The organism is Streptomyces sp. NPDC001443, from assembly GCF_053597355.1.
Window position 1 is genome coordinate 159,361 of sequence record NZ_JBSFIA010000013.1, and the last position, 19,468, is coordinate 178,828.

Below are 19,468 nucleotides of genomic sequence, written 5' to 3' on the forward strand. Positions count from 1 at the left end.
GCGGGTGGCGGGGCTCGCCCACGGCAGGCCCACAGGTTCTCCACAGATGCTCCACCATCACGTTTTACCGGTCCTTGACCCGACGGCGTACAACTTTCCATTTGTTCCGCTTAGCCTCTGGCGCGGCTGCGACCTGCGGCTTTTCAATGGGCGGCACCATGGCTCTGCTGCCCCCCTTCATCCGGGCGTCACGGATGAGAACCGCTGCCCCCCGCCCTGTCGCCGGCCCCCCCGCCGACGACGAGGTGTTCCTCGACGCGCCCGACGAACGCGTGGCCCCGACGCTGGTCGCGGCCGCGCGAGGCGAGTACGGGCCGGCCGCCGAGCTGCTCGCCGCCACCCGCCGCCATGCCGACTGGGAGAGCCGCGACCGGTACGTGATACGCCTCGCGTCCTTCGCCCGCTCCCGCGACGAGTGGTTCGAGAACTGGCGCGCCGCCGCCCCCGGCGACCCGGACGTACTACTGGTCGGAGCCCAGCTCGCGGTGCGCCGCGTATGGGACTCCCCGGCCCGGGCGGAGCTGCTGCGCTCCACCAGCCCGCTGATCACGGCCGCCGCGCGCAGCGACGACCGCGACCCGGTGCCGTGGCGGCTGGCGCTGGACCACGCGCGCGGTGCGCGCGCCGGGCACCGCTACTTCGGGGAGCTGTGGGAGGCGGCGGTCCGCCGCTCACCGCACCACCACGGCTGCCACGTGGCGGCCCTGAAGTACCTCGCGGGCGCCTGGCACGGCTCGCACCGCGAGTGCTTCGACTTCGCCGAGCGGGCCGCGCAGGACGCGCCGACCGGCTCGCTCGTCCAGGCGCTGCCGCTGCGCGCGGCCTTCGCCTACCTCACCGACGGCTGCGGCCCCGAGGTGCCGCGCGAGCGGCTGGACGCCGCGGCCGACCGGGCGATCGGGCTGTCCGCCGGACACCCGGCGGCCGACCCCTGGCCCGCGGAGATCCGCAACCTCGCGGTCTACGTCCTGGTCCGCCTCGGACGCCACACGGACGCCCGGGAACAGCTCCGGCTGACCGGCCCGTACGTCACCTCCTTCCCCTGGGACCGGGTCTCCGACGACCCGCTCGGGCGGTTCCTGGAGGTGCGCGAGAGCGTCCTGTGGACGCCCGCCGCGCAGGCCGGGCGGCGTCCACGGAGCGGGCGCGGCGACCGCGCCCGCTCCGTCGAGCATTAGGCTTCTGCGCCGTGACCACCGTCCGGCTTCCACTCTTCCCCCTGAACTCGGTGCTCTTCCCGGGTCTCGTCCTGCCGCTCAGCGTCTTCGAGGAGCGTTATCGCGCCATGATGCGCGAGCTGCTCAAGACGCCCGAGGACGAGCCGCGCCGGTTCGCCGTCGTGACCATCCGCGACGGCCATGAAGTGGCGCCCAGCGCGCCCGGCATGCCGGACCCGACCGCCGTGCCCGAGCGCGGCCCGGCCGCGGGCTTCGGCACGGACCCGGCGAAGGCGTTCCACGGCATCGGCTGCATCGCCGACGCGGCGACGATCCGGGAGCGGGAGAACGGCACCTTCGAGGTGCTGGCGACCGGTACGACCCGGGTGCGCCTGGTCTCCGTGGACGCGTCGGGGCCTTTCCTGACGGCCGAGCTGGAGGAGCTCCCGGAGGAGCCGGGCGACGGGGCCGGGGCGCTGGCCGAGGGCGTGCTGCGGGCGTTCAAGCAGTACCAGAAGCGGCTGGCGGGCGCCCGGGAGCGGTCCCTGACGACGGGCGCGGAGCTGCCCGACGAACCGTCCGTGGTGTCGTACCTGGTGGCGGCCGCGATCATGCTCGACACGCCCGCCAAGCAGCGTCTGCTCCAGGCCCCCGACACCGCGTCCCGGCTCCGTGAGGAGCTGAAGCTGCTGCGCTCCGAGACGGCCATCATCCGCAACCTGCCGTCGCTGCCCGCGTCGGAGCTGACGCGCACCCCGACCAGCCTGAACTGACGTACGAACGCACCCCGAGGAGCCGGCCGGCATGGCGAAGAAGGCGAAGAAGCAGCAGCCGGGCGGCACGCCCGCGACGGTGGCGCTGACCGCGGCGGGCGTGGACTACACGGTCCACGCCTACGAGCACGACCCCGCCCACCCGTCCTACGGCGAGGAGGCCGCCGAGGCCATGGGCGTCTCCCCCGAGCGGGTCTTCAAGACGCTGGTGGCGGACGTGGACGGCGCCCTGACGGTGGCGGTGGTCCCGGTGGCGGGCCAGCTCGATCTGAAGGCCCTGGCGTCGGCGGTCGGCGGCAAGCGGGCGGTCATGGCGGACCCGGCCCTGGCGGAGCGCACCACGGGGTACGTCCGCGGCGGCATCTCCCCGCTCGGCCAGCGCAAGAAGCTCCGTACCGTCCTGGACGACTCGGCGACCGGCCACGCCACCATCTGCGTCTCGGCGGGACGCCGCGGCCTGGAGGTGGAACTCTCCCCCACCGACCTCGCCGGCCTCACGGCCGCGACCCTGGCGTCCATCGGACGCGCCTAGCCCCTCGACGGCGGCGGCTTCCTCGGTTAAGTACGAGGGACATGTCGAAGCGAACACGCAAGCGCAAGTGGCGCGTCAGGAAGGGCCATTCGAACCACGGCAGGCGTCCGGCATAGAGCCCGGGGTGCCGACAAGGGGCGATGGAAGCCCCCGGTGAAGACAACGGGCGGCGGAGGCGAGGGGAACACCTCGCCGCACCCGCCGCCCACGACCTCGGCCTACTCCTTCGGCGCCCCGTACTGCTGCTGGTGCGGATACGCGTACGGATCGGGGTCCCGCGGTCCGAACAGGCCCATCAGCCCCATGTGGACCACCAGCCCCGCCAGCGGCCACGCCAGCAGCGCGCCCTTCGCCCCCAGCTTCAGCGGCGCGGAGAACGTCACGCCCGCGCCCACGGCCTTGGCGTGCGCGAGCACGTCCGAGGTGGGGCCCAGCCACACCCCGACCCGCCACGCCAGCAGCGCCCCGAGCAGCCCTCCGACGCCGAGCGCCACCACCAGCGGCACCCCGCCGCGCCTGCGCCACAGGAACACCCCGAGCGCGCTCACGGCCCCGAAGGCCAGCGCCAGCAGCGTGAACGTTCCGTCGACGCCGATCGCCTGCTCGCCCTCGGTGTCGTTGAGGTAGACGTTCCAGCGGCCTTCGACCACGACCCCGACGAGCGGCACGTGCGGCGCCAGCCACCACCACACCAGCCCGAGCAGCGCACCGGCCACCGCGACCACCAGCGTGACGACGACGGCCTCGATCACCTCGGCCTTCATGCCGGGGCCGTCCTGTCCGTACAGGCCGTCCTGCGGCGCGGGAGCCGGCCCGCCGTGCCCGCCGGGCGAAGGCGGCCACGCGTCGTGCGAGGGCTGTTCGTGCGGCGGCGGAGGCGGCGTCAGTGGTGCGGTCACCCTGACATCGTGCCAGGCCCGCCCGCGCGGCGCGTCACCGGACCGCGGCCCGGCGGTACGCCCGGGTCGCCACGGCCAGCGAGACGACGCCGACCAGCGCGCACACGGCCAGGTCACCGAGGACGAGGGCCCAGTCGGGGTGCGCCGAGAAGGTCCGCGCGCAGGCCTCCACGCCGTACGTCGACGGCAGCAGGTCCCGGGCGAACCGGACGGCCTCGGGCATCCGCTCGGGCGGCAGCACCCCGAGCAGCAGCGCCGCCGACATGCCGAGCTGGCCGAGCACGGTGGCCAGCTCGGGCCGCGGCGCCAGCAGTCCGAGCGCGGCGCCGAGCCCGGCGAGCGCGGCACCGGCGAGCGGGATCACCGCGGCGAGGATCCACAGGTTGCCCATGGGAAGCCCGAACAGCACACAGCCGAACACGGCGGTGACCACGGTCCCCGGCACGGTGAACGACGCGTAGGCGCCCGCCGCGCCGAGCACGACCGCGGCCGGGGGCACCGGCAGGGTCGCGTAGTGGTCGAGGCCGCCGCTGGAGCGCAGCTGCCCGAAGTACTGGGCGAGCAGGTTCAGCGCGACGAAGGCGAGGACGAGGACCGACGAACCGGCCACCACGGACTCGGCCTCGCTGCCGCCGTCGACGACGCCCCGCATCATGATCAGGATGCCGATGGACTGGAAGGTCGCCACGAACAGCAGCGGGATCCTGGCCACCCGGGCCCGGGACAGCTGGGCCCGGTACACGGCCGCCAGCGCCGGCCACAGCCGCGCGCGCGGCCCGAGTTCGGCGGCCTGCGGCGCCGCCTCCTGCACGGCCAGGACGCCACCCGGAAGAACCTCGGCGGGTACGACACTCATGTCGCGCTGCTCCCCTTCACTCTGGTTCACTGCGGTGCTCGCCCCGTCGGGTACGGACGCGGCCGTGGGTGTGCTCACGCCCTCACCAGCCCCTGCCGCGCGGCGCCGCCCAGCGCCAGGTACACGTCCTCCAGGCTGGGCGTGGCGAGGGTGAAGTCGTCCAGGGCGGCGAAGGCGGCCCCGCCGGTGACGGTGGCGACGACCGCGCGGGCCTCCTCGGGCGCCAGCCGCAGCGTCCAGCGGCGCCCGGACTCCGTGACCCGGTCGCGCAGCGCGGCCACCTCGGGCACCTCCAGCGGCGGGCGTTCGCGCCACACCAGCTCGACCCGCACCTCGCCCGCGACCTGCTCCTTGAGCCCGGCCGGGCTGTCGCAGGCGATCACCCGTCCCTTGTCGAGGACGGCGACCCGGTCGAGGACGGTCTCGGCCTCGATGACGTTGTGGGTGACCAGCAGGACGGTGGTGCCGCGTTCGGCCCGCCGCCGGTCGACGGCGCCCCACACGGCCCGCCGGGCCACCGGGTCCATGCCGGTGGTGGGCTCGTCGAGCACGAGCAGCGGCCGCTCCCCGACGAGGGCGGTGGCGAAGCAGGCGAGCCTGCGCTGCCCGCCGGACAGCTTCTTCAGCGGCCGCCCGGCGATCGGCGCGAGCCCGAGTTCGTCGAGCACGGCGTCGCGTTCGGCCCGCGCCCGGTGCGCGTCGAGGCCGCGCAGTCGTCCGGTGGTCTCGGCGGCGAGCGAGACGGTGAGCTCGTCGAGGGCGGTGGACTCCTGGCCGAGGTAGGCGAGCAGCCGGGCGGCGCGCTCCGGGTGGCGCACGATGTCGTGGCCGAGGATCTCGACGGTGCCGCCGTCGGGCCGCATCAGCCCCGTGAGCTGTCGTACGAGCGAGGTCTTCCCGGCGCCGTTGGGGCCGAGCAGGCCGAAGATCTCACCGCGCCGCACCTCCAGGTGCACGTCGTCGGTGGCCCGCACCTCGGGTGTGCCGGGTGTGCCGCGTCTGCCCCGCAGCGCCGGATAGGTCTTGGTCAGCCCGCGCACGGCGCACACGACCCCACCACTGTCTGGAAGGTCCGTTGTCGCGCGCGTACTCACAAGGGACGAGACTACGGGGTCCGGGACGCCGACCGGCGCTCGGGGCGGGTTCGCCGCCCCCGTTCACTCCCCGGCCGGGGCGTGTTCCGCGCCGGTGCGGACGTCGATCTCCCGCCAGAAACCCGCCCGGATGGCGTACCGGTCGTGCTCGTCGATCTGGTCGTCCTTGTGGGCCAGCAGTCCGAACCGGGCCGCGTAGCGCAGCAGCTCGCCGTCGATGCGGTGCGGGATCCGCGGGTACATCCCGGACAGCTTCTGCCGGTGGCCGCCCTGGTCGCCGAGGCGCTCCATCCACCGGCGGGCGAAGACCTGCCCCACCTCGTAGGGGTCGCCGCCGACGGTGGTGATGTCCTCCTCGCGGTCGGCCCAGCGCTGTTCGGCCGTCGTGAGCTGGGCGAGCGTCGGCATCGAGGCGACCTCGGGAGGTTCGGCGGCGGTGCCGCCGGGGCGGTCGACCCAGCCCTTGTCGGAGGACCAGCGCAGGGTGGCGGTCGTGGGGTGCTGGGCGGCGTGCGCGCCGGGGGCGCGCAGCGCGGCCAGGTCCTTGGGGGTGGGAACGCCCTTGGACGCGGTCGCCGGTTCCTGGGCGCCGTTCTGCGCGGCGGCCGCCGCGTGCTCCGGGGCCTCGGCGGAGGGCTCGGACGCGGCCGCCAGGCCCGAGTCGGGCAGCGGCGCGGAGAGGATCGCGGCGATCTCGGGGCGCGGCACGGGCGGCGGCGCGCAGACTCCGCCGAGGTCCTTGGCGCGGACGGCCTTGGTGATCCAGGTGCGGTCCAGGACGCGGCGCTCGTCGGCCTCGGCGACGAGGTCCTCGGACTGGTTGTAGTCGCCGTCGGCGGCCTGCACCGCCCACAGGTGGACGGCGACGCCGTGCTCCTTGGCGGCCATCATGCCCGGCAGCAGGTCGCCGTCGCCGGTGACGAGGACGATGTCGGAGCAGGCGCGGTTGCGGGCCAGTTCGGTGAGTTCGGCGTGCATCGCGGCGTCCACGCCCTTCTGGGCCCAGCGTCCGTCGCTGCGGGTCAGCGCGCCCAGCCGGACCGTGACCCGGGGCATCACCCGCAGTCTGCGGTGCTCGGGCTGGGGGACGCGGTCGGGGGCGCCGTCGAACCAGTAGATGCGCAGCAGCTGCCGTTCCGTGTCGGACTCGGCGCGCTCGCGCAGCCCCTGGATGAGGGCGGCGTGGTCGACGGTGATCCGGGATCGCGAGGGTTCGCCTGCGAGCAGACTGGCCGCGGCCCCCAGGAGATACCCGGCGTCCACCAGGACGATGCAGCGATCCACGCGACTCACCCTCTTCCCGGGAGGTTTGCTTCGGGCTTCCTTCGAGTCTGCCCGACCACGCGGAGGTTAACGGCTCGAACTCGATCTTCGGCGTGGCGTTTCGGGACATCACGGGCCGGGGTGGCTCTCCGACCACCCGCGTCACACACGGTAATTATCCAAAATGCGCTTGATGTCAGCTTATGTGAATCTGGTCCCGGCCCTGGCCCCTAGATCCCCCTCAGGAGGCAGAGCACCATGGCCAAGAACAAGAACCGTGAGCGAAAGCAGCCGCAGACCGAGCGCAGTCAGCAGGCCGCGCACCAGTCGTCGATGGAGTCGCAGGCCGAACAGCGGGCCTCGCAACAGATCACTCCCGGCGACATGGCGCGCAAGGGCAAGCAGAAGCGATTCGGCCACAACTGACATCTTCATAAAGGGCTGTTGGTCCATCGGACCACTTGAGCCCGAGCACGAAACCGAGGGGCGCATCCGTGCACGGATGCGCCCCTCGTTCGTCGGACGTGGGAAGTCGGACCTCCGCTCAGCCGGCCAGACAGGCCGGGCCGAGCAGCACCTTCAGATCGCCGAACAGGGCCGGATCCGGCTTCACCCGGTGCCGGTCGAGGCGCAGCACCGTGGTCCTGGTCGGCCCCTGGAGCTTGATGCGGACCTCGCTGTCGCCCTTGTGGTGGGTGAGGATCTCGCCGAGCCTGCTGACCATCGGCGGGGTGACCCGGGTGGCCGGGATGGTGAGGATCACCGGCGCGTTGGTGCCCGCGTTGGACAGGTCGGGGACCTGGAGCTCCATCGCGACCAGCCGGGGGACGTCCTCGCGCTTGTCGAGCCGGCCCTTGACGAACACCACGGCGTCCTCGACGAGTTGGGTCGACACCAACTGGTAGGTGGCCGGGAAGAACATGCACTCGATGGAGCCCGCGAGGTCCTCCACGGTGGCGATGGCCCAGGCGTTGCCCTGCTTGGTCATCTTGCGCTGGAGGCCCGAGATGATGCCGCCGATGGTGACGACCGCGCCGTCCGCGTGCTCGCCCCCGGTGAGCTGGGCGATGCCCGCGTCGGCCTTGTCGGACAGCACGTGCTCCAGTCCGAACAGCGGGTGGTCGGAGACGTACAGACCGAGCATCTCCCGTTCCTGGGCGAGCAGATACGTCTTGTCCCACTCGTCGGTGGTGAACTCGACGTCGAGTCCGAAGCCCGGCTCGCTGCTGTCGTCCTCGCCCATCCCGCCGAACAGGTCGAACTGCCCCTCGGCCTCCTTGCGCTTGACCGCGACCACGTTGTCGATCATCGGCTCGTACTGCGCGGTGAGGCCCTTGCGGGTGTGCCCCATGGTGTCGAAGGCGCCCGCCTTGATCAGCGACTCCGTGGTGCGCTTGTTGCACGCGACCGCCTCGACCTTGTCGAGGTAGTCGGGGAAGGAGGCGTACCTGCCCTTGGCCTTGCGGCTGCGGATGATCGACTCGACCACGTTGGTGCCGACGTTGCGCACGGCCTCCAGGCCGAAGAGGATCACGTCGTCGCCCTGGGCGGCGAAGTTGTGCACCGACTCGTTGACGTTCGGCGGGAGCACCTTGATGCCCATGCGCCGGCACTCGTTGAGGTAGACGGCCGACTTGTCCTTGTCGTCCTTGACCGAGGTCAGCAGTCCGGCCATGTACTCGGCGGGGTGGTTCGCCTTGAGGTAGGCGGTCCAGTACGACACCAGTCCGTACGCGGCCGAGTGCGCCTTGTTGAACGCGTAGCCGGCGAACGGGACCAGCACGTCCCACAGGGCCTGGATGGCCTCGTCGCTGTAGCCGTTCTTCTTGGCGCCGGCCTGGAAGATGGTGAAGTTCTTCGCCAGTTCCTCGGGCTTCTTCTTGCCCATCACACGGCGCAGGATGTCGGCCTCGCCGAGCGAGTACCCGGCGATGATCTGGGCGGCCTTCTGCACCTGCTCCTGGTAGACGATCAGGCCGTAGGTGACCGCGAGGACCTCTTCGAGGGGCGCCTCCAGCTCCTTGTGGATCGGGGTGATCTCCTGGAGCTTGTTCTTGCGCAGCGCGTAGTTGGTGTGCGAGTCCATGCCCATCGGGCCGGGACGGTAGAGCGCGGAGACGGCGGAGATGTCCTCGAAGTTGTCGGGCTTCATCAGGCGCAGCAGCGAGCGCATGGGGCCGCCGTCGAACTGGAAGACGCCGAGGGTCTCGCCGCGCTGGAGCAGTTCGAAGGTCTTCGGGTCGTCGAGCGGCAGAGCCAGCAGGTCGAGTTCGATCCCCTTGTTGGACTTCACCATCTTGACGGCGTCGTCCATGATCGTGAGGTTGCGCAGGCCGAGGAAGTCCATCTTCAGCAGGCCGAGCGACTCGCACTGCGGATAGTCCCACTGGGTGATGGTCACGCCGTCGGTGTGCCGCACCCAGATCGGCGCGTGGTCGACGATCGGCTCGCTGGACATGATCACGCCGGCCGCGTGCACGCCCATCTGCCGGACCAGGCCCTCGACGCCCTTGGCGGTGTCGATGACCTTCTTGACGTCCGGCTCGTTCTCGTACATCCCGCGGATCTCGCCCGCCTCGCTGTAGCGCGGGTGCGAGGGGTCGGTGATGCCGTTGAGGTCGATGCCCTTGCCGAGGACGTCGGCGGGCATCGCCTTGGTGAGCCGGTCGCCCATCGCGTACGGGTAGCCCAGCACGCGCGCGGAGTCCTTGATCGCGTTCTTGGCCTTGATCTTGCCGTAGGTGCCGATCATGGCGACCTTGTCGGAGCCGTACTTCTCCGTCACGTACCGGATCACCTCGACGCGCCGACGCTCGTCGAAGTCGATGTCGACGTCGGGCATCGAGATGCGCTCGGGGTTGAGGAACCGCTCGAAGATCAGTCCGTGCGGGATCGGGTCGAGGTCGGTGATGCCCATGGCGTACGCGACGATCGAACCGGCCGCGGAACCACGGCCGGGGCCGACCGCGATGCCCTGCTTCTTGGCCCACATGATGAAGTCGGCGACGACGAGGAAGTAGCCCGGGAACCCCATCGAGATGATGGTGTCCATCTCGTACTCGACCTGCTTCATCCGGTCGTCCGGGATGCCGTCGGGGAAGCGGCGCGCCATGCCGCGCATGGTCTCCTCCCGGAACCAGGTGACCTCGGTGTAGCCCTCGGGGATGTCGAACTTCGGCATGAGGTTCTTCGCCTCGAACATGCCGGAGGTGTCGATCTGCTCGGCGACCAGGAGGGTGTTGCGGCAGCCCTCCTGCCAGGCGTCCGAGGAGTCGATGGCGTACATCTCGTCCGTGGACTTCAGGTAGTAGCCGGTGCCGTCGAACTTGAAGCGGTCGGGGTCGGAGAGGTTCTTGCCGGTCTGGATGCACAGCAGGGCGTCGTGGGCGGTCGCCTCGTGCGCGTACGTGTAGTGCGAGTCGTTGGTGACCAGCGGGGGGATGCCGAGCTTCTTGCCGATGTCGAGCAGTCCCTCGCGGACCCGGTGCTCGATCTCGATCCCGTGGTCCATCAGCTCCAGGAAGTAGCGGTCCTTGCCGAAGATGTCCTGGTAGTCGGCGGCCGCCTTCAGTGCCTCGTCGTACTGACCCAGGCGCAGCCGGGTCTGGAGCTCGCCGGAGGGGCAGCCGGTGGAGGCGATGAGCCCCTCCGACCACTGGGAGATCGTCTCCTTGTCCATCCGGGGCCACTTCTGCAGCCAGCCCTCGGCGTAGGCGTCCGAGGACAGCCGGAAGAGGTTGTGCAGACCGGTCGCGTTCGCCGCCCAGATCGTCTTGTGCGTGTAACCGCCCGAACCGGAGACGTCGTCGCGCTTCTGGTGCGGCTGGCCCCACTGGATCTTGCGCTTGTTGCGCCGCGACTCGGGCGCGACGTACGCCTCGATGCCGATGATCGGGGTGACCCCGGCCTTCTTCGCGGAGTGGAAGAAGTCGTACGCCCCGTGCAGGTTGCCGTGGTCGGACATGGCGATGTGCGTCATGCCCATCTCGTTGCACGCCTCGAACATGTCCTTGAGCCGCGCGGCACCGTCCAGCAGCGAGTACTGGGTGTGGACGTGCAGGTGCGTGAACGGCGGCTTTGACACGGCTGCGGCCTCCAGGGCGAACAAACAGGGACGGGGGTCCGACAGGCTGCGGACAGTCTGGGGGACAGCGTCGAAGTCTATGCCTCGGCACTGACACCCGGCGGGCTCCCGCGCGTACCTTCAGGCGGAGGAACACGGGCACTCCCGTGTTCCCTCGCGCGTTGGGCAGGGCGGACGGTCCGCGCCCCGCGTGCGATGAGATCCGTCCCACACGTCAGGCATCACCCGCACCAGGAGGCACCCAGCGATGTCGGTCCCGCAGCTCAGCGCCGAGCAACGCGGCGAGGAGATCCTCGCCGTCTTCGACACCGCCTTCGGCCGGCTCCTGGCCGCCGACCCGGCCGCGTTCCGCGTGAAGTTCCGGAAGATGGCGGCCTCGGCCTTCGCGTTCTACCGCGGCACGGCGAGCCTCTTCTACCACGACCTCGCCGCCGAGCGGCGCGGCGGCCCGTACCTGGACGAGCGCACCTCGCGCGTGTGGATCCACGGCGACCTGCACGCGGAGAACTTCGGCACGTACATGGACGCCAACGGCCGGCTGATCTTCAACGTCAACGACTTCGACGAGGCCTACGTCGGCCCGTTCACCTGGGACATCAAGCGGTTCGCCGCCTCGGTGGCGCTCATCGGGTACGCCAAGGCGCTCGGCGACGACCAGATCACCGAACTGGTGGAGGTGTACGCGGGCGCGTACCGCGAGCGGATCCACGCCCTGGCGACCGGCGCCAAGCGCGACGAGGTGCCGCCGTTCACCCTGGACACCGCCCAGGGCCCGCTGCTGGACGCGCTGCGCGACGCCCGCTCGCTGACCCGCTTCGAGCTGCTGGACTCGATGACCGAGATCCGTGACTTCGAGCGCCGCTTCGCGCCCGGCGGCGGCTCCATCGAGCTGGACGCCGCCACCCGCTACAAGGTGCTCGCGGCCTTCGACGGCTATCTGGAGACCCTGCCGGAGTCGTCCCTGGCCCGCCCCGACTCCTACCGCGTCAAGGACGTCGTCGGCCGCCGCGGCATCGGCATCGGCTCGGCCGGTCTGCCGTCGTACAACATCCTTCTGGAGGGCAACAGCGACGCCCTGGAGAACGATGTCGTGATCTACATCAAGCAGGCCCAGACCCCGGCCGTCTCCCGCCACATCACGGACCCGGCGATCCGCGACTACTTCCGGCACGAGGGCCACCGCACGGTGATCTCCCAGCGCGCCCTCCAGGCGCACGCCGACCCGTGGCTGGGCTGGACCGAGCTGGACGGCGCCGGCCAGCTCGTCGCCGAGGTCTCGCCGTACGCGGTCGACCTGGACTGGAGCGACATCGACGACCCCGAGGAGATCGCCGCGGTCGTGGCCGACCTCGGCCGGGCGACCGCGACCATGCACGGGGCGGCGGACGACCAGTCCGGGGAGTCCCTGGTGCCCTTCTCCACGGAGCGGGCCATCGACGCGGCGATCGCGGCCGACGAGGACGGCTTCGCCGGTCTGCTGGTCGACTTCGCGCACGACTACGGCGCCCGCGCACGCCGGGACCACCAGATCTTCGTGGACCTCTTCCGCAACGGACGGATCCCGGGTCTGTGACCGTGCGGCCGCTCACAGGGGACCTTTAGGGGTCTCTTACCGCGGCGCATGACACACTCTCCTCCGCCATGGACATATCCGGGACCCACCTCAGAACCGCGCGCGCGGCGCTGTTCACGGCCGTCGTCGTGACGCTCGGTGCCGCGTCGCACGTGCTGCTGTCGCGGGTCCCGCTGCCGGTGAACACGGTGGCCGCGGTCGCGGTCGCCGTGTTCGCCGTGGCGTACGCGCTGGCGGGCCGCGAGCGGGGCTTCGGGCGGATCGCCGCCCTGCTGGTCCCGCTGGAACTGACCGCCGACACCGTCTTCACCACCGGCCAGCACCTCTGCTACGGCCGCGCGGGCGGCCCGGTCGCCGGGCCGCTGCGCTCGGTCGGCCTCGACGTGCTGTGCGGCGGCTCCGACCTCGGCGCCCCGCTGGCCGGCGCCTCCGGCGCGGACACCGACCGGGTGGCGGCGCTGCTCACCCACGCCGACCCGGCCACGGCCTGGCTGCTGCTCGGCACGCACATCGGCATCGGCCTGCTCGCGACCGCCTGGCTGCGCCGCGGCGAGAAGGCCCTGGAACAACTGCTGCGGGCCGTGACCGCGACCACGTTCCGCCCGCTGCTGCTGGCCGCCGCCGCGGTGACCGTGCGGCGCGCCCCGGCGCCCGGCCGTCCGCCGCGCCCGGTCCGTCGTACGGCCGCCGTCCGCGGCCTGCTCCTCGCGCACTCCCTGGGACGGCGTGGACCGCCGCGCTCGGCCGCTCTCGCCTGAGCACGACCCCGTCCCCACACGTATCCCGCGTACGACACGTGCGCGTTCCACATGGAGATCAGCATGAGCAATCGCAACAGCCAGGCGGCGAAGACGGCGGCCCGGGAGCGGCTGCGCCTGGAGCGTGAGCGCCAGGCCAAGAAGGCCAAGATCAAGCGGCAGGTCATCGTGGCCTGCACGGTCGTCGGCGTACTGGCCGCGGCGGGCGGCATAGGTTACGCCGTCGTCCAGGCCAACAAGCCCGGCCACTGGGAGGCCGTGCTGGACGAGAAGGTCGTCGCACCGGCCAACACCACGGGCACGAACGGCACGACCGTGGTCCTCGGCGACAGCAAGGCGACGAAGACGCTGAAGCTGTACGAGGACCCGCGCTGCCCGATCTGCGCCCAGTTCGAGCAGACCGTCGGCTCGACGGTCAAGAAGGACTACGACGACGGCAAGTTCAAGATCGAGTACATCGGCGGCACCTTCCTCGACGGCGACACCGACGGCGACGGCCAGGTGAAGATCGGCTCCCGCGGCGAGGGCTCCAAGAACGCGATGAGCGCCCTGGGCGCCGCGCTGAACGTGAGCCCCGAGGCGTTCCTGGAGTACAAGACGGCGCTCTACTCGGCGAAGTACCACCCGGACGAGTCCGACGACAAGTTCAAGAGCGACGACTACCTGATCAAGGTGGCGGACACGGTCTCCGCGCTGAAGGGCAACGCCAAGTTCCAGGACGCCGTCAAGAACGGCACGTACGACGCGTGGGCGCTGGCCATGTCGCAGACGTTCAACACCAACAAGGACGGCGTCGACGGCACGCCGAGCCTGGTCATGGACGGCAAGAAGCTGACGGGTTCGGACGGTCAGAACGCCCCCATGACGGTGGCCGAGTTCAACACGGCGATCGAGGCGGCCCTCAAGGCCTGATCCATCGCGCGGACCCCTTCTCCCGGGGTCCGATCCGACCGGCACGCGAAGAGCGGGCGAACTTTTGCGAGTTCGCCCGCTCTCGTCCATACCGATCAGTAACCTGATCGGTCGTGACCAGTCGATACAGAGCTCCCGAGGGCGTCAACTCCCTTACGCCCCGCCGCCGCACGGTCGTCAAGGCCGCGGCGGCCGCCGCCGCCCTGGCCGGCCCGCTCGCCGCGGCGCTGCCCGCGCGCGCCGCCGACGAGGCCCCCTCCTTCCTGCACGGCGTCGCCTCCGGCGACCCGCTGCCCGACGGCGTCCTGCTGTGGACGCGCGTGACGCCGACCGCCGAGGCGATACCCGGATCCGGGCTGGGCCCGGACACCGAGGTCGGCTGGACCGTGGCCAGGGACAAGGCGCTGACGAACATCGTCGCCAAGGGCTCCCTGACCGCGACCGCCGCCTCCGACCACACCGTCAAGGCCGACATCCGCGGCCTTGAACCCGCCACCGACTACTGGTTCCGGTTCTCGGCCGGCGGCACCGACTCCCCCGTGGCCCGCACCCGCACCGCCCCGGCCGCCGACGCCGCGGTCACGGGCCTGCGCTTCGGTGTGGTCTCCTGCGCCAACTGGGAGGCGGGTTACTTCTCCTCGTACCGCCACCTCGCGGCGCGCGGCGACCTCGACGCCTGGCTGCACCTGGGCGACTACATCTACGAGTACGGCACCGGTGAGTACGGCACGCGCGGGACCGTCGTACGGCAGACCTCGCCCACGCACGAGATACTCACCCTCGCCGACTACCGCACCCGGCACGGCAAGTACAAGACCGACCCGGACCTCCAGGCCCTGCACCTCAAGGCGCCGGTCGTCGCGATCTGGGACGACCACGAGTTCGCCAACGACGCCTGGTCGGGCGGCGCCGAGAACCACACCGAGGGCGCCGAGGGCACCTGGGCGGCACGTCAGGCGGCCGCCCGGCAGGCCTACTTCGAGTGGATGCCGGTCCGCCCGGCGCTGGCGGGCACCACCTACCGCCGGCTGCGCTTCGGCAAGCTCGCCGACCTCTCCCTGCTCGACCTGCGGTCCTTCCGTTCCCAGCAGGCCTCCACGGCCAGCGGTTCGGTGGACGACCCCGACCGCACGATCACCGGGCGCGCCCAGCTCGACTGGCTGAAGGCGAACCTGAAGTCGTCCGACACCGCCTGGCGGCTGGTCGGCAACTCGGTGATGATCTCGCCCTTCGCGATCGGCTCGCTCTCCGCGGACCTGTTCAAGCCGCTGGCCAAGCTGCTGGGCCTGCCGGAGGAGGGCATCGCCCTCAACACCGACCAGTGGGACGGCTACACCGACGACCGCCGCGAACTGCTGGCCCATCTGCGGACGAACGCGATCCGCAACACGGTCTTCCTCACCGGCGACATCCACATGGCGTGGGCCAACGACGTGCCGGTGGACGCCGGCACCTACCCGCTGTCCGCGTCGGCCGCCACGGAGTTCGTCGTCACCTCGGTGACCTCCGACAACCTCGACGACATCGTGAAGGTCCCCGAGGGCACCGTCTCCGCGGTCGCCGCGCCGGTCATCCGCGCCGCCAACCGGCACGTCCACTGGGTCGACACCGACCGGCACGGCTACGGCGTCCTGGACATCACCGCCGAGCGCGCGCAGATGGACTACTACGTCGTCTCCGACCGCACGAACGCGAACGCGACCTCCTCCTGGACCCGTTCGTACCGCACGCGCACCGGCACCCAGAAGGTCGAGCGGACGTACGACCCCGTCTAGGACCGCAGCAGGTTCCTAGAGCGTCGTGAGGAAGCCGAGCGCCACCTGCCAGGTGGCCTCGGCGGCCTCCTCGTCGTAGTCCGGCAGATCGGGGTCGGTGTAGAGGTGGCCCGCCCCGGCGTACCGGTACACCTCGACGTCGGCGCCCGCCCGGCGCATCCCGAGGTACCAGGCGCTCAACCAGTCGTCCGTCTCGAACGGATCCGGCTCGGCCACGTGCAGCTGCACGGGCAGCTCGTCCACGTGCGCGTTGGGCGCGATGTCCGACGTGCCGTGCAGAAGCAGCAGCCCGCGCGCCTTCTCGTCGCCGAGGGCCAGCGTCTGCGCGATGGAGGCGCCGAGCGAGAAGCCCGCGTACACGAGCCCGCGCTCGGAGTAGGGCGCGGCGGCCAGGACGGCCCGCTTGAGCAGCTCGTCCTTGCCGAGCTCCGTGCTGAAGGCCATGCTCTCCTCGGCCGTGTCGAAGGTACGTCCGTCGAAGAGGTCCGGCGTCCACACCTCGTGCCCGGCCGCGCGCAGCCGGTCCGCCGCCGCGCGCACCGCGGGGCGCGGCCCGTAGGTCGAGTGAAAGAGCATGATGTTCATGAGGCCATGGTGCCAGCCGGGATCACCGGGACCCGCGCACCCGTACCCAGGAAGACCTGGAACACACATGTTCATGGTCGGCCGGGCCCGGTTAGGTTCGAAGGCATGGAGAACGTACTCCGCCCGCTGATCGTGATCGGTGGCTCGGTCTTCCTCACCCTGGCCCTGGGCTGGGCGACGGACCGGCTGCTGCGCAAGGCCGACGGACGGCACGGTGAGACCCCGCTGTGGGGTCTGCTGCGCCGTGCCCGCGTCCCCTACCAACTCGTGCTCTGCGCCGCCCTGCTCAGAGGGTCGTACGACGCGGCGAAACTGCTCGAGGAGCACCGCGTCGGGATCGGCCGGACGCTGACCCTGGTGCTCATCGGGTCCACGGCCTGGCTGATCATCCGGATCGCGGCCGCGATCGTCGAGACCTCGTACAGCCGCTACGCGCGCGCCCAGAGCGATCCCGCCCGGGTGCGCCGGGTACGCACCCAGGTCGAGCTGATCATGCGCGTGGTGGCGGCGGTCGTCGGCGTGGTCGCCGCCGCCTCGATGCTGCTGACCTTCCCCGCGATGCGCGCGGCCGGCGCCTCCCTGCTGGCCTCGGCCGGCATCCTCGGCATCGTCGCCGGTGTGGCCGCCCAGTCCACCCTCAGCAACCTGTTCGCAGGACTCCAGATCGCCTTCGGCGACATGGTGCGCATCGGCGACACGGTCGTGGTGGACGGCGAGTGGGGCACGGTCGAGGAGATCACGCTGACCTTCCTGACCGTACGGACCTGGGACGAGCGCCGGATCACCATGCCGGTGTCGTACTTCACGTCCAAGCCGTTCGAGAACTGGTCGCGCGGCACCCCGCAGATGACCGGCATCGTCTACTGGCACCTCGACCACGCGGCGCCCGTCGAGGCGATGCGCGACAAGCTCCGCGACATCCTGCGGGAGTGCCCGGCCTGGGACGGCCGCGACTACGGCGTCGCGGTCACCGACTCGACCCCGAACACCCTCCAGGTGCGCGCCCTGGTCACGGCCAAGGACGCGAGCGACATCTGGACGGTACGGGTCGCGGTCCGCGAGGAGATGATCCGCTGGCTGTGCGCGGAGCATCCGTACGCGCTGCCGCGGGTCAACACGGCGGACGCCATGCTGCCGCCGAGCCGCCGTGCCCCGGACGGGGATTCCCCCGACGGGGAGACCCGCGGCGGCACCCCGCGCGCGGGCGGTCGGCGCCACGGCGGCGACCCGCTCGCCGACGGCTCCCGCACCGGTGATCCCCGCGACGGCGCGTCCCGCGACGACGCATCCGAGGACAGGTCGCTGCAACACACTCCCGAACCGCCCCGGACGGGCCGCGGCTGACACCGGACGGCCCCGGCGACCACCGGACGGCTGCCAAGGCCCTGGCGAGGCGCCCGGCGGGCGGTTCCGGTGGGCCGGGGCGCCGGAGGACCCCGAAGGGCGCCGGAGCCGGAGGGCGCCAGAGCCGGAGGGCGCCAGAGCCGGAGGGCGCCAGAGCCGGAGGGCGCCAGAGCCGGAGGGCGCCAGAGCCGGAGGGCGCCGGAGCCGGAGGGCGCCGGAGCCGGAGGGCGCCGGAGCCGGAGGGCGCCGGAAGGCGTCCCTGGCGTGGTCATCGGAGGCTGCGTACGTCCAGGTGCCGCAGGACCCGGTCCACCACCTCCGGGTCCGCGCCCGGCTCGCTGCGCGCCGCCAGCACCTCGTGCCGCGCGGCGCTCAGCATCTCGCCCTGGATCCGCCGCACCCGCCTGAGCCGGCGCGCCCGCTGCAGGTGCGCCTCGCGCCGTTCCTCCTCGCCCAGGTCCGGGCTGATCCGCACCCCGATGTCGAACGCCCGCCGCAGCATCTGCTCGGACAGTTCCTCCGGGAGTTCCTCGACCTCCTCGATCTCCCGCAGCCGCCGCTTCGCCGCCTTCGCCGCGCGGACCGCCAGATCCCGTTCGAACTCCTTCTCCCGGTCCGTGTCGGCGCGCACCCCGAGCCGTCTCACCAGCCACGGCAGCGTCAGCCCCTGGAGCACCAGCGTCGCCATGATCACCCCGAACGCGATGAACACGATCTCGTCCCGGTCGGGAAACGGCGACCCGTCCTCGGTGCGCAGCGGCACGGCCAGCGCCAGCGCCACCGAGGCCACCCCGCGCATACCCGCCCACCACATGACGACCGTCTCCCGCCAGCTCATCGGGATCTCCTCGTCGTAGTCCCGCTTGGCGTGCAGCCGCTTGGTCAGCCAGGTGGCGGGCAGCAGCCACACCAGCCGCACCAGCACCACCACGACCACGACGGCCGCCGCCCAGCCGAGCAGCTCGCCCCACCGCCCGGCCGCCGTCCGGATCGCGTTGTGCAGTTCGAGGCCGATGAGCCCGAAGGCGACACCGGTGACGAGGGTGTCGACGATGTCCCAGAACGTGTGCCCGGCGAGCCGGGTCAGCACGTCGTCGGGGTCGGCCGCGTACTCGGAGATGAAGAGCGCGGTGGTGAGCACGGCCAGCACCCCGGACCCGTGCAGCTCCTCCGCGAGCACGTAGGAGGCGTACGGCACCAGCAGGGTCATGCCGATCTGGAGGGTCGGGTCCTCCAGCAGGTCCATCAGCCGGTTGGCGCCCCAGCCGAGCACGAGCCCCACGGCGACCGCGACGACCGCGGACAGCACCAGGTCGAGCCCGGCCTTCCACGGGGAGAAGGTCCCGCTGACGACGGCGGCGATCGCCACGTGGTAGAGCACGATGGCCGTGACGTCGTTGAACAGGCCCTCGCCCTCCAGGATCGACACCAGCCGGCGCGGCAGCCCGAGCTGTCCGGCGACCGCGGTCGCGGCCACCGGGTCGGGCGGGGCGATCAGCGCGCCCAGCGCCACGGCGGCGGCGGCCGGCAGGCCGGGGACGATCGAGTGGGCGACGGCCGCGACACACACGGTGGTGACGAACACCAGCGCCACGGCCAGCAGGAAGATCGGCCGCTTGTTGGCCGCGAACTGCCGCCAAGAGGTCCGCCGCACCGCCGCGTACAACAGCGGCGGCAGCAGCGCGGGCAGGATCAGATCGGGCTGGATGTCGACGTTCGGCACGAAGGGCAGCACCGCGAGGACGATCCCGACGAGCGTCATCAGCACCGGGGCCGGCAGCCCGAACCGGTCCCCGACGGGAACGCTCACCACGGCCCCGAGCAGCAGTACGAACAGCAGGGCCAACTGATCCACGGTCAGCT

16 protein-coding genes are annotated in these 19,468 nt (G+C 71.7%); 9 read left to right on the forward strand and 7 right to left on the reverse strand.

Annotation, left to right across the window (positions count from 1 at the left end; all coding sequences use genetic code 11):
- The first annotated feature begins 146 nt into the window (after positions 1 to 146).
- Genes ACWC24_RS16685 through ybaK form a run of 3 tightly spaced genes read left to right on the forward strand, consistent with a single transcriptional unit; the run spans position 147 to position 2,462 of the window.
- Complete coding sequence (locus ACWC24_RS16685; RefSeq protein WP_450663552.1) at positions 147 to 1,178, forward strand: hypothetical protein; 1,032 nt, start codon at positions 147 to 149, stop codon at positions 1,176 to 1,178.
- An 11-nt stretch (positions 1,179 to 1,189) separates the two neighbouring features.
- A complete protein-coding gene (locus tag ACWC24_RS16690) occupies positions 1,190 to 1,930 on the forward strand; it encodes an LON peptidase substrate-binding domain-containing protein (protein WP_450663553.1) in 741 nt (246 codons plus the stop codon).
- Between the two features lie 31 nt (positions 1,931 to 1,961).
- Positions 1,962 to 2,462 carry a Cys-tRNA(Pro) deacylase gene (ybaK, locus tag ACWC24_RS16695; protein ID WP_450663554.1) on the forward strand — a complete coding sequence of 167 codons (501 nt, stop codon included), beginning with the start codon at positions 1,962 to 1,964 and terminating at the stop codon, positions 2,460 to 2,462.
- A gap of 218 nt (positions 2,463 to 2,680) precedes the next feature.
- On the opposite strand, the gene ACWC24_RS16700 is transcribed toward ybaK, so the two are convergent.
- The 4 genes from ACWC24_RS16700 to ACWC24_RS16715 all read right to left on the reverse strand — a co-directional run bounded on the left by ACWC24_RS16700 (position 2,681) and on the right by ACWC24_RS16715 (position 6,595).
- Complete coding sequence (locus ACWC24_RS16700) at positions 2,681 to 3,361, reverse strand: AAA family ATPase (RefSeq protein ID WP_450663555.1); 681 nt, start codon at positions 3,359 to 3,361, stop codon at positions 2,681 to 2,683.
- Between the two features lie 34 nt (positions 3,362 to 3,395).
- Positions 3,396 to 4,217, reverse strand: coding sequence for an ABC transporter permease (locus ACWC24_RS16705; RefSeq protein WP_450663556.1), 822 nt, complete (start codon positions 4,215 to 4,217; stop codon positions 3,396 to 3,398).
- Between the two features lie 74 nt (positions 4,218 to 4,291).
- Positions 4,292 to 5,266 (reverse strand): ABC transporter ATP-binding protein, encoded by a 975-nt coding sequence (locus ACWC24_RS16710; RefSeq protein WP_450663557.1) that lies wholly within the window; start codon positions 5,264 to 5,266, stop codon positions 4,292 to 4,294.
- A gap of 108 nt (positions 5,267 to 5,374) precedes the next feature.
- Positions 5,375 to 6,595, reverse strand: coding sequence for an NYN domain-containing protein (locus ACWC24_RS16715; RefSeq protein ID WP_450663558.1), 1,221 nt, complete (start codon positions 6,593 to 6,595; stop codon positions 5,375 to 5,377).
- 237 nt (positions 6,596 to 6,832) lie between these two features.
- Here ACWC24_RS16715 and ACWC24_RS16720 point away from each other — a divergent pair, with 237 nt between their 5' ends.
- On the forward strand, positions 6,833 to 7,000 hold the full coding sequence (locus ACWC24_RS16720; RefSeq protein ID WP_450663559.1) for a hypothetical protein: 168 nt from the start codon (positions 6,833 to 6,835) through the stop codon (positions 6,998 to 7,000).
- Between the two features lie 118 nt (positions 7,001 to 7,118).
- Here ACWC24_RS16720 and dnaE read toward each other — a convergent pair whose 3' ends face one another.
- Complete coding sequence (dnaE, locus tag ACWC24_RS16725) at positions 7,119 to 10,658, reverse strand: DNA polymerase III subunit alpha (protein WP_450663560.1); 3,540 nt, start codon at positions 10,656 to 10,658, stop codon at positions 7,119 to 7,121.
- A 247-nt stretch (positions 10,659 to 10,905) separates the two neighbouring features.
- Here dnaE and ACWC24_RS16730 point away from each other — a divergent pair, with 247 nt between their 5' ends.
- The 4 genes from ACWC24_RS16730 (at position 10,906) to ACWC24_RS16745 (ending at position 15,676) form a co-directional block, all read left to right on the forward strand.
- A complete protein-coding gene (locus ACWC24_RS16730) occupies positions 10,906 to 12,231 on the forward strand; it encodes a DUF2252 domain-containing protein (protein WP_450663561.1) in 1,326 nt (441 codons plus the stop codon).
- A 68-nt stretch (positions 12,232 to 12,299) separates the two neighbouring features.
- Positions 12,300 to 12,989 carry a hypothetical protein gene (locus ACWC24_RS16735; RefSeq protein ID WP_450663562.1) on the forward strand — a complete coding sequence of 230 codons (690 nt, stop codon included), beginning with the start codon at positions 12,300 to 12,302 and terminating at the stop codon, positions 12,987 to 12,989.
- Positions 12,990 to 13,052: 63 nt separating this feature from the next.
- Complete coding sequence (locus ACWC24_RS16740) at positions 13,053 to 13,901, forward strand: thioredoxin domain-containing protein (protein ID WP_450663563.1); 849 nt, start codon at positions 13,053 to 13,055, stop codon at positions 13,899 to 13,901.
- Positions 13,902 to 14,014: 113 nt separating this feature from the next.
- Positions 14,015 to 15,676 carry an alkaline phosphatase D family protein gene (locus ACWC24_RS16745; RefSeq protein WP_450663564.1) on the forward strand — a complete coding sequence of 554 codons (1,662 nt, stop codon included), beginning with the start codon at positions 14,015 to 14,017 and terminating at the stop codon, positions 15,674 to 15,676.
- A 15-nt stretch (positions 15,677 to 15,691) separates the two neighbouring features.
- Here the strand turns inward: ACWC24_RS16745 and ACWC24_RS16750 are convergent, their stop codons facing one another.
- Complete coding sequence (locus ACWC24_RS16750) at positions 15,692 to 16,261, reverse strand: dienelactone hydrolase family protein (protein WP_450663565.1); 570 nt, start codon at positions 16,259 to 16,261, stop codon at positions 15,692 to 15,694.
- A 105-nt stretch (positions 16,262 to 16,366) separates the two neighbouring features.
- On the opposite strand from ACWC24_RS16750, the gene ACWC24_RS16755 reads away from it, so the two are divergent.
- The gene (locus tag ACWC24_RS16755) at positions 16,367 to 17,605 is read left to right on the forward strand and encodes a mechanosensitive ion channel domain-containing protein (RefSeq protein ID WP_450663566.1); all 1,239 of its coding nucleotides are present in this window, start codon (positions 16,367 to 16,369) and stop codon (positions 17,603 to 17,605) included.
- Positions 17,606 to 17,873: 268 nt separating this feature from the next.
- Here ACWC24_RS16755 and ACWC24_RS16760 read toward each other — a convergent pair whose 3' ends face one another.
- Positions 17,874 to 19,460, reverse strand: coding sequence for a Na+/H+ antiporter (locus ACWC24_RS16760; protein ID WP_450663567.1), 1,587 nt, complete (start codon positions 19,458 to 19,460; stop codon positions 17,874 to 17,876).
- Positions 19,461 to 19,468 lie beyond the last annotated feature (8 nt).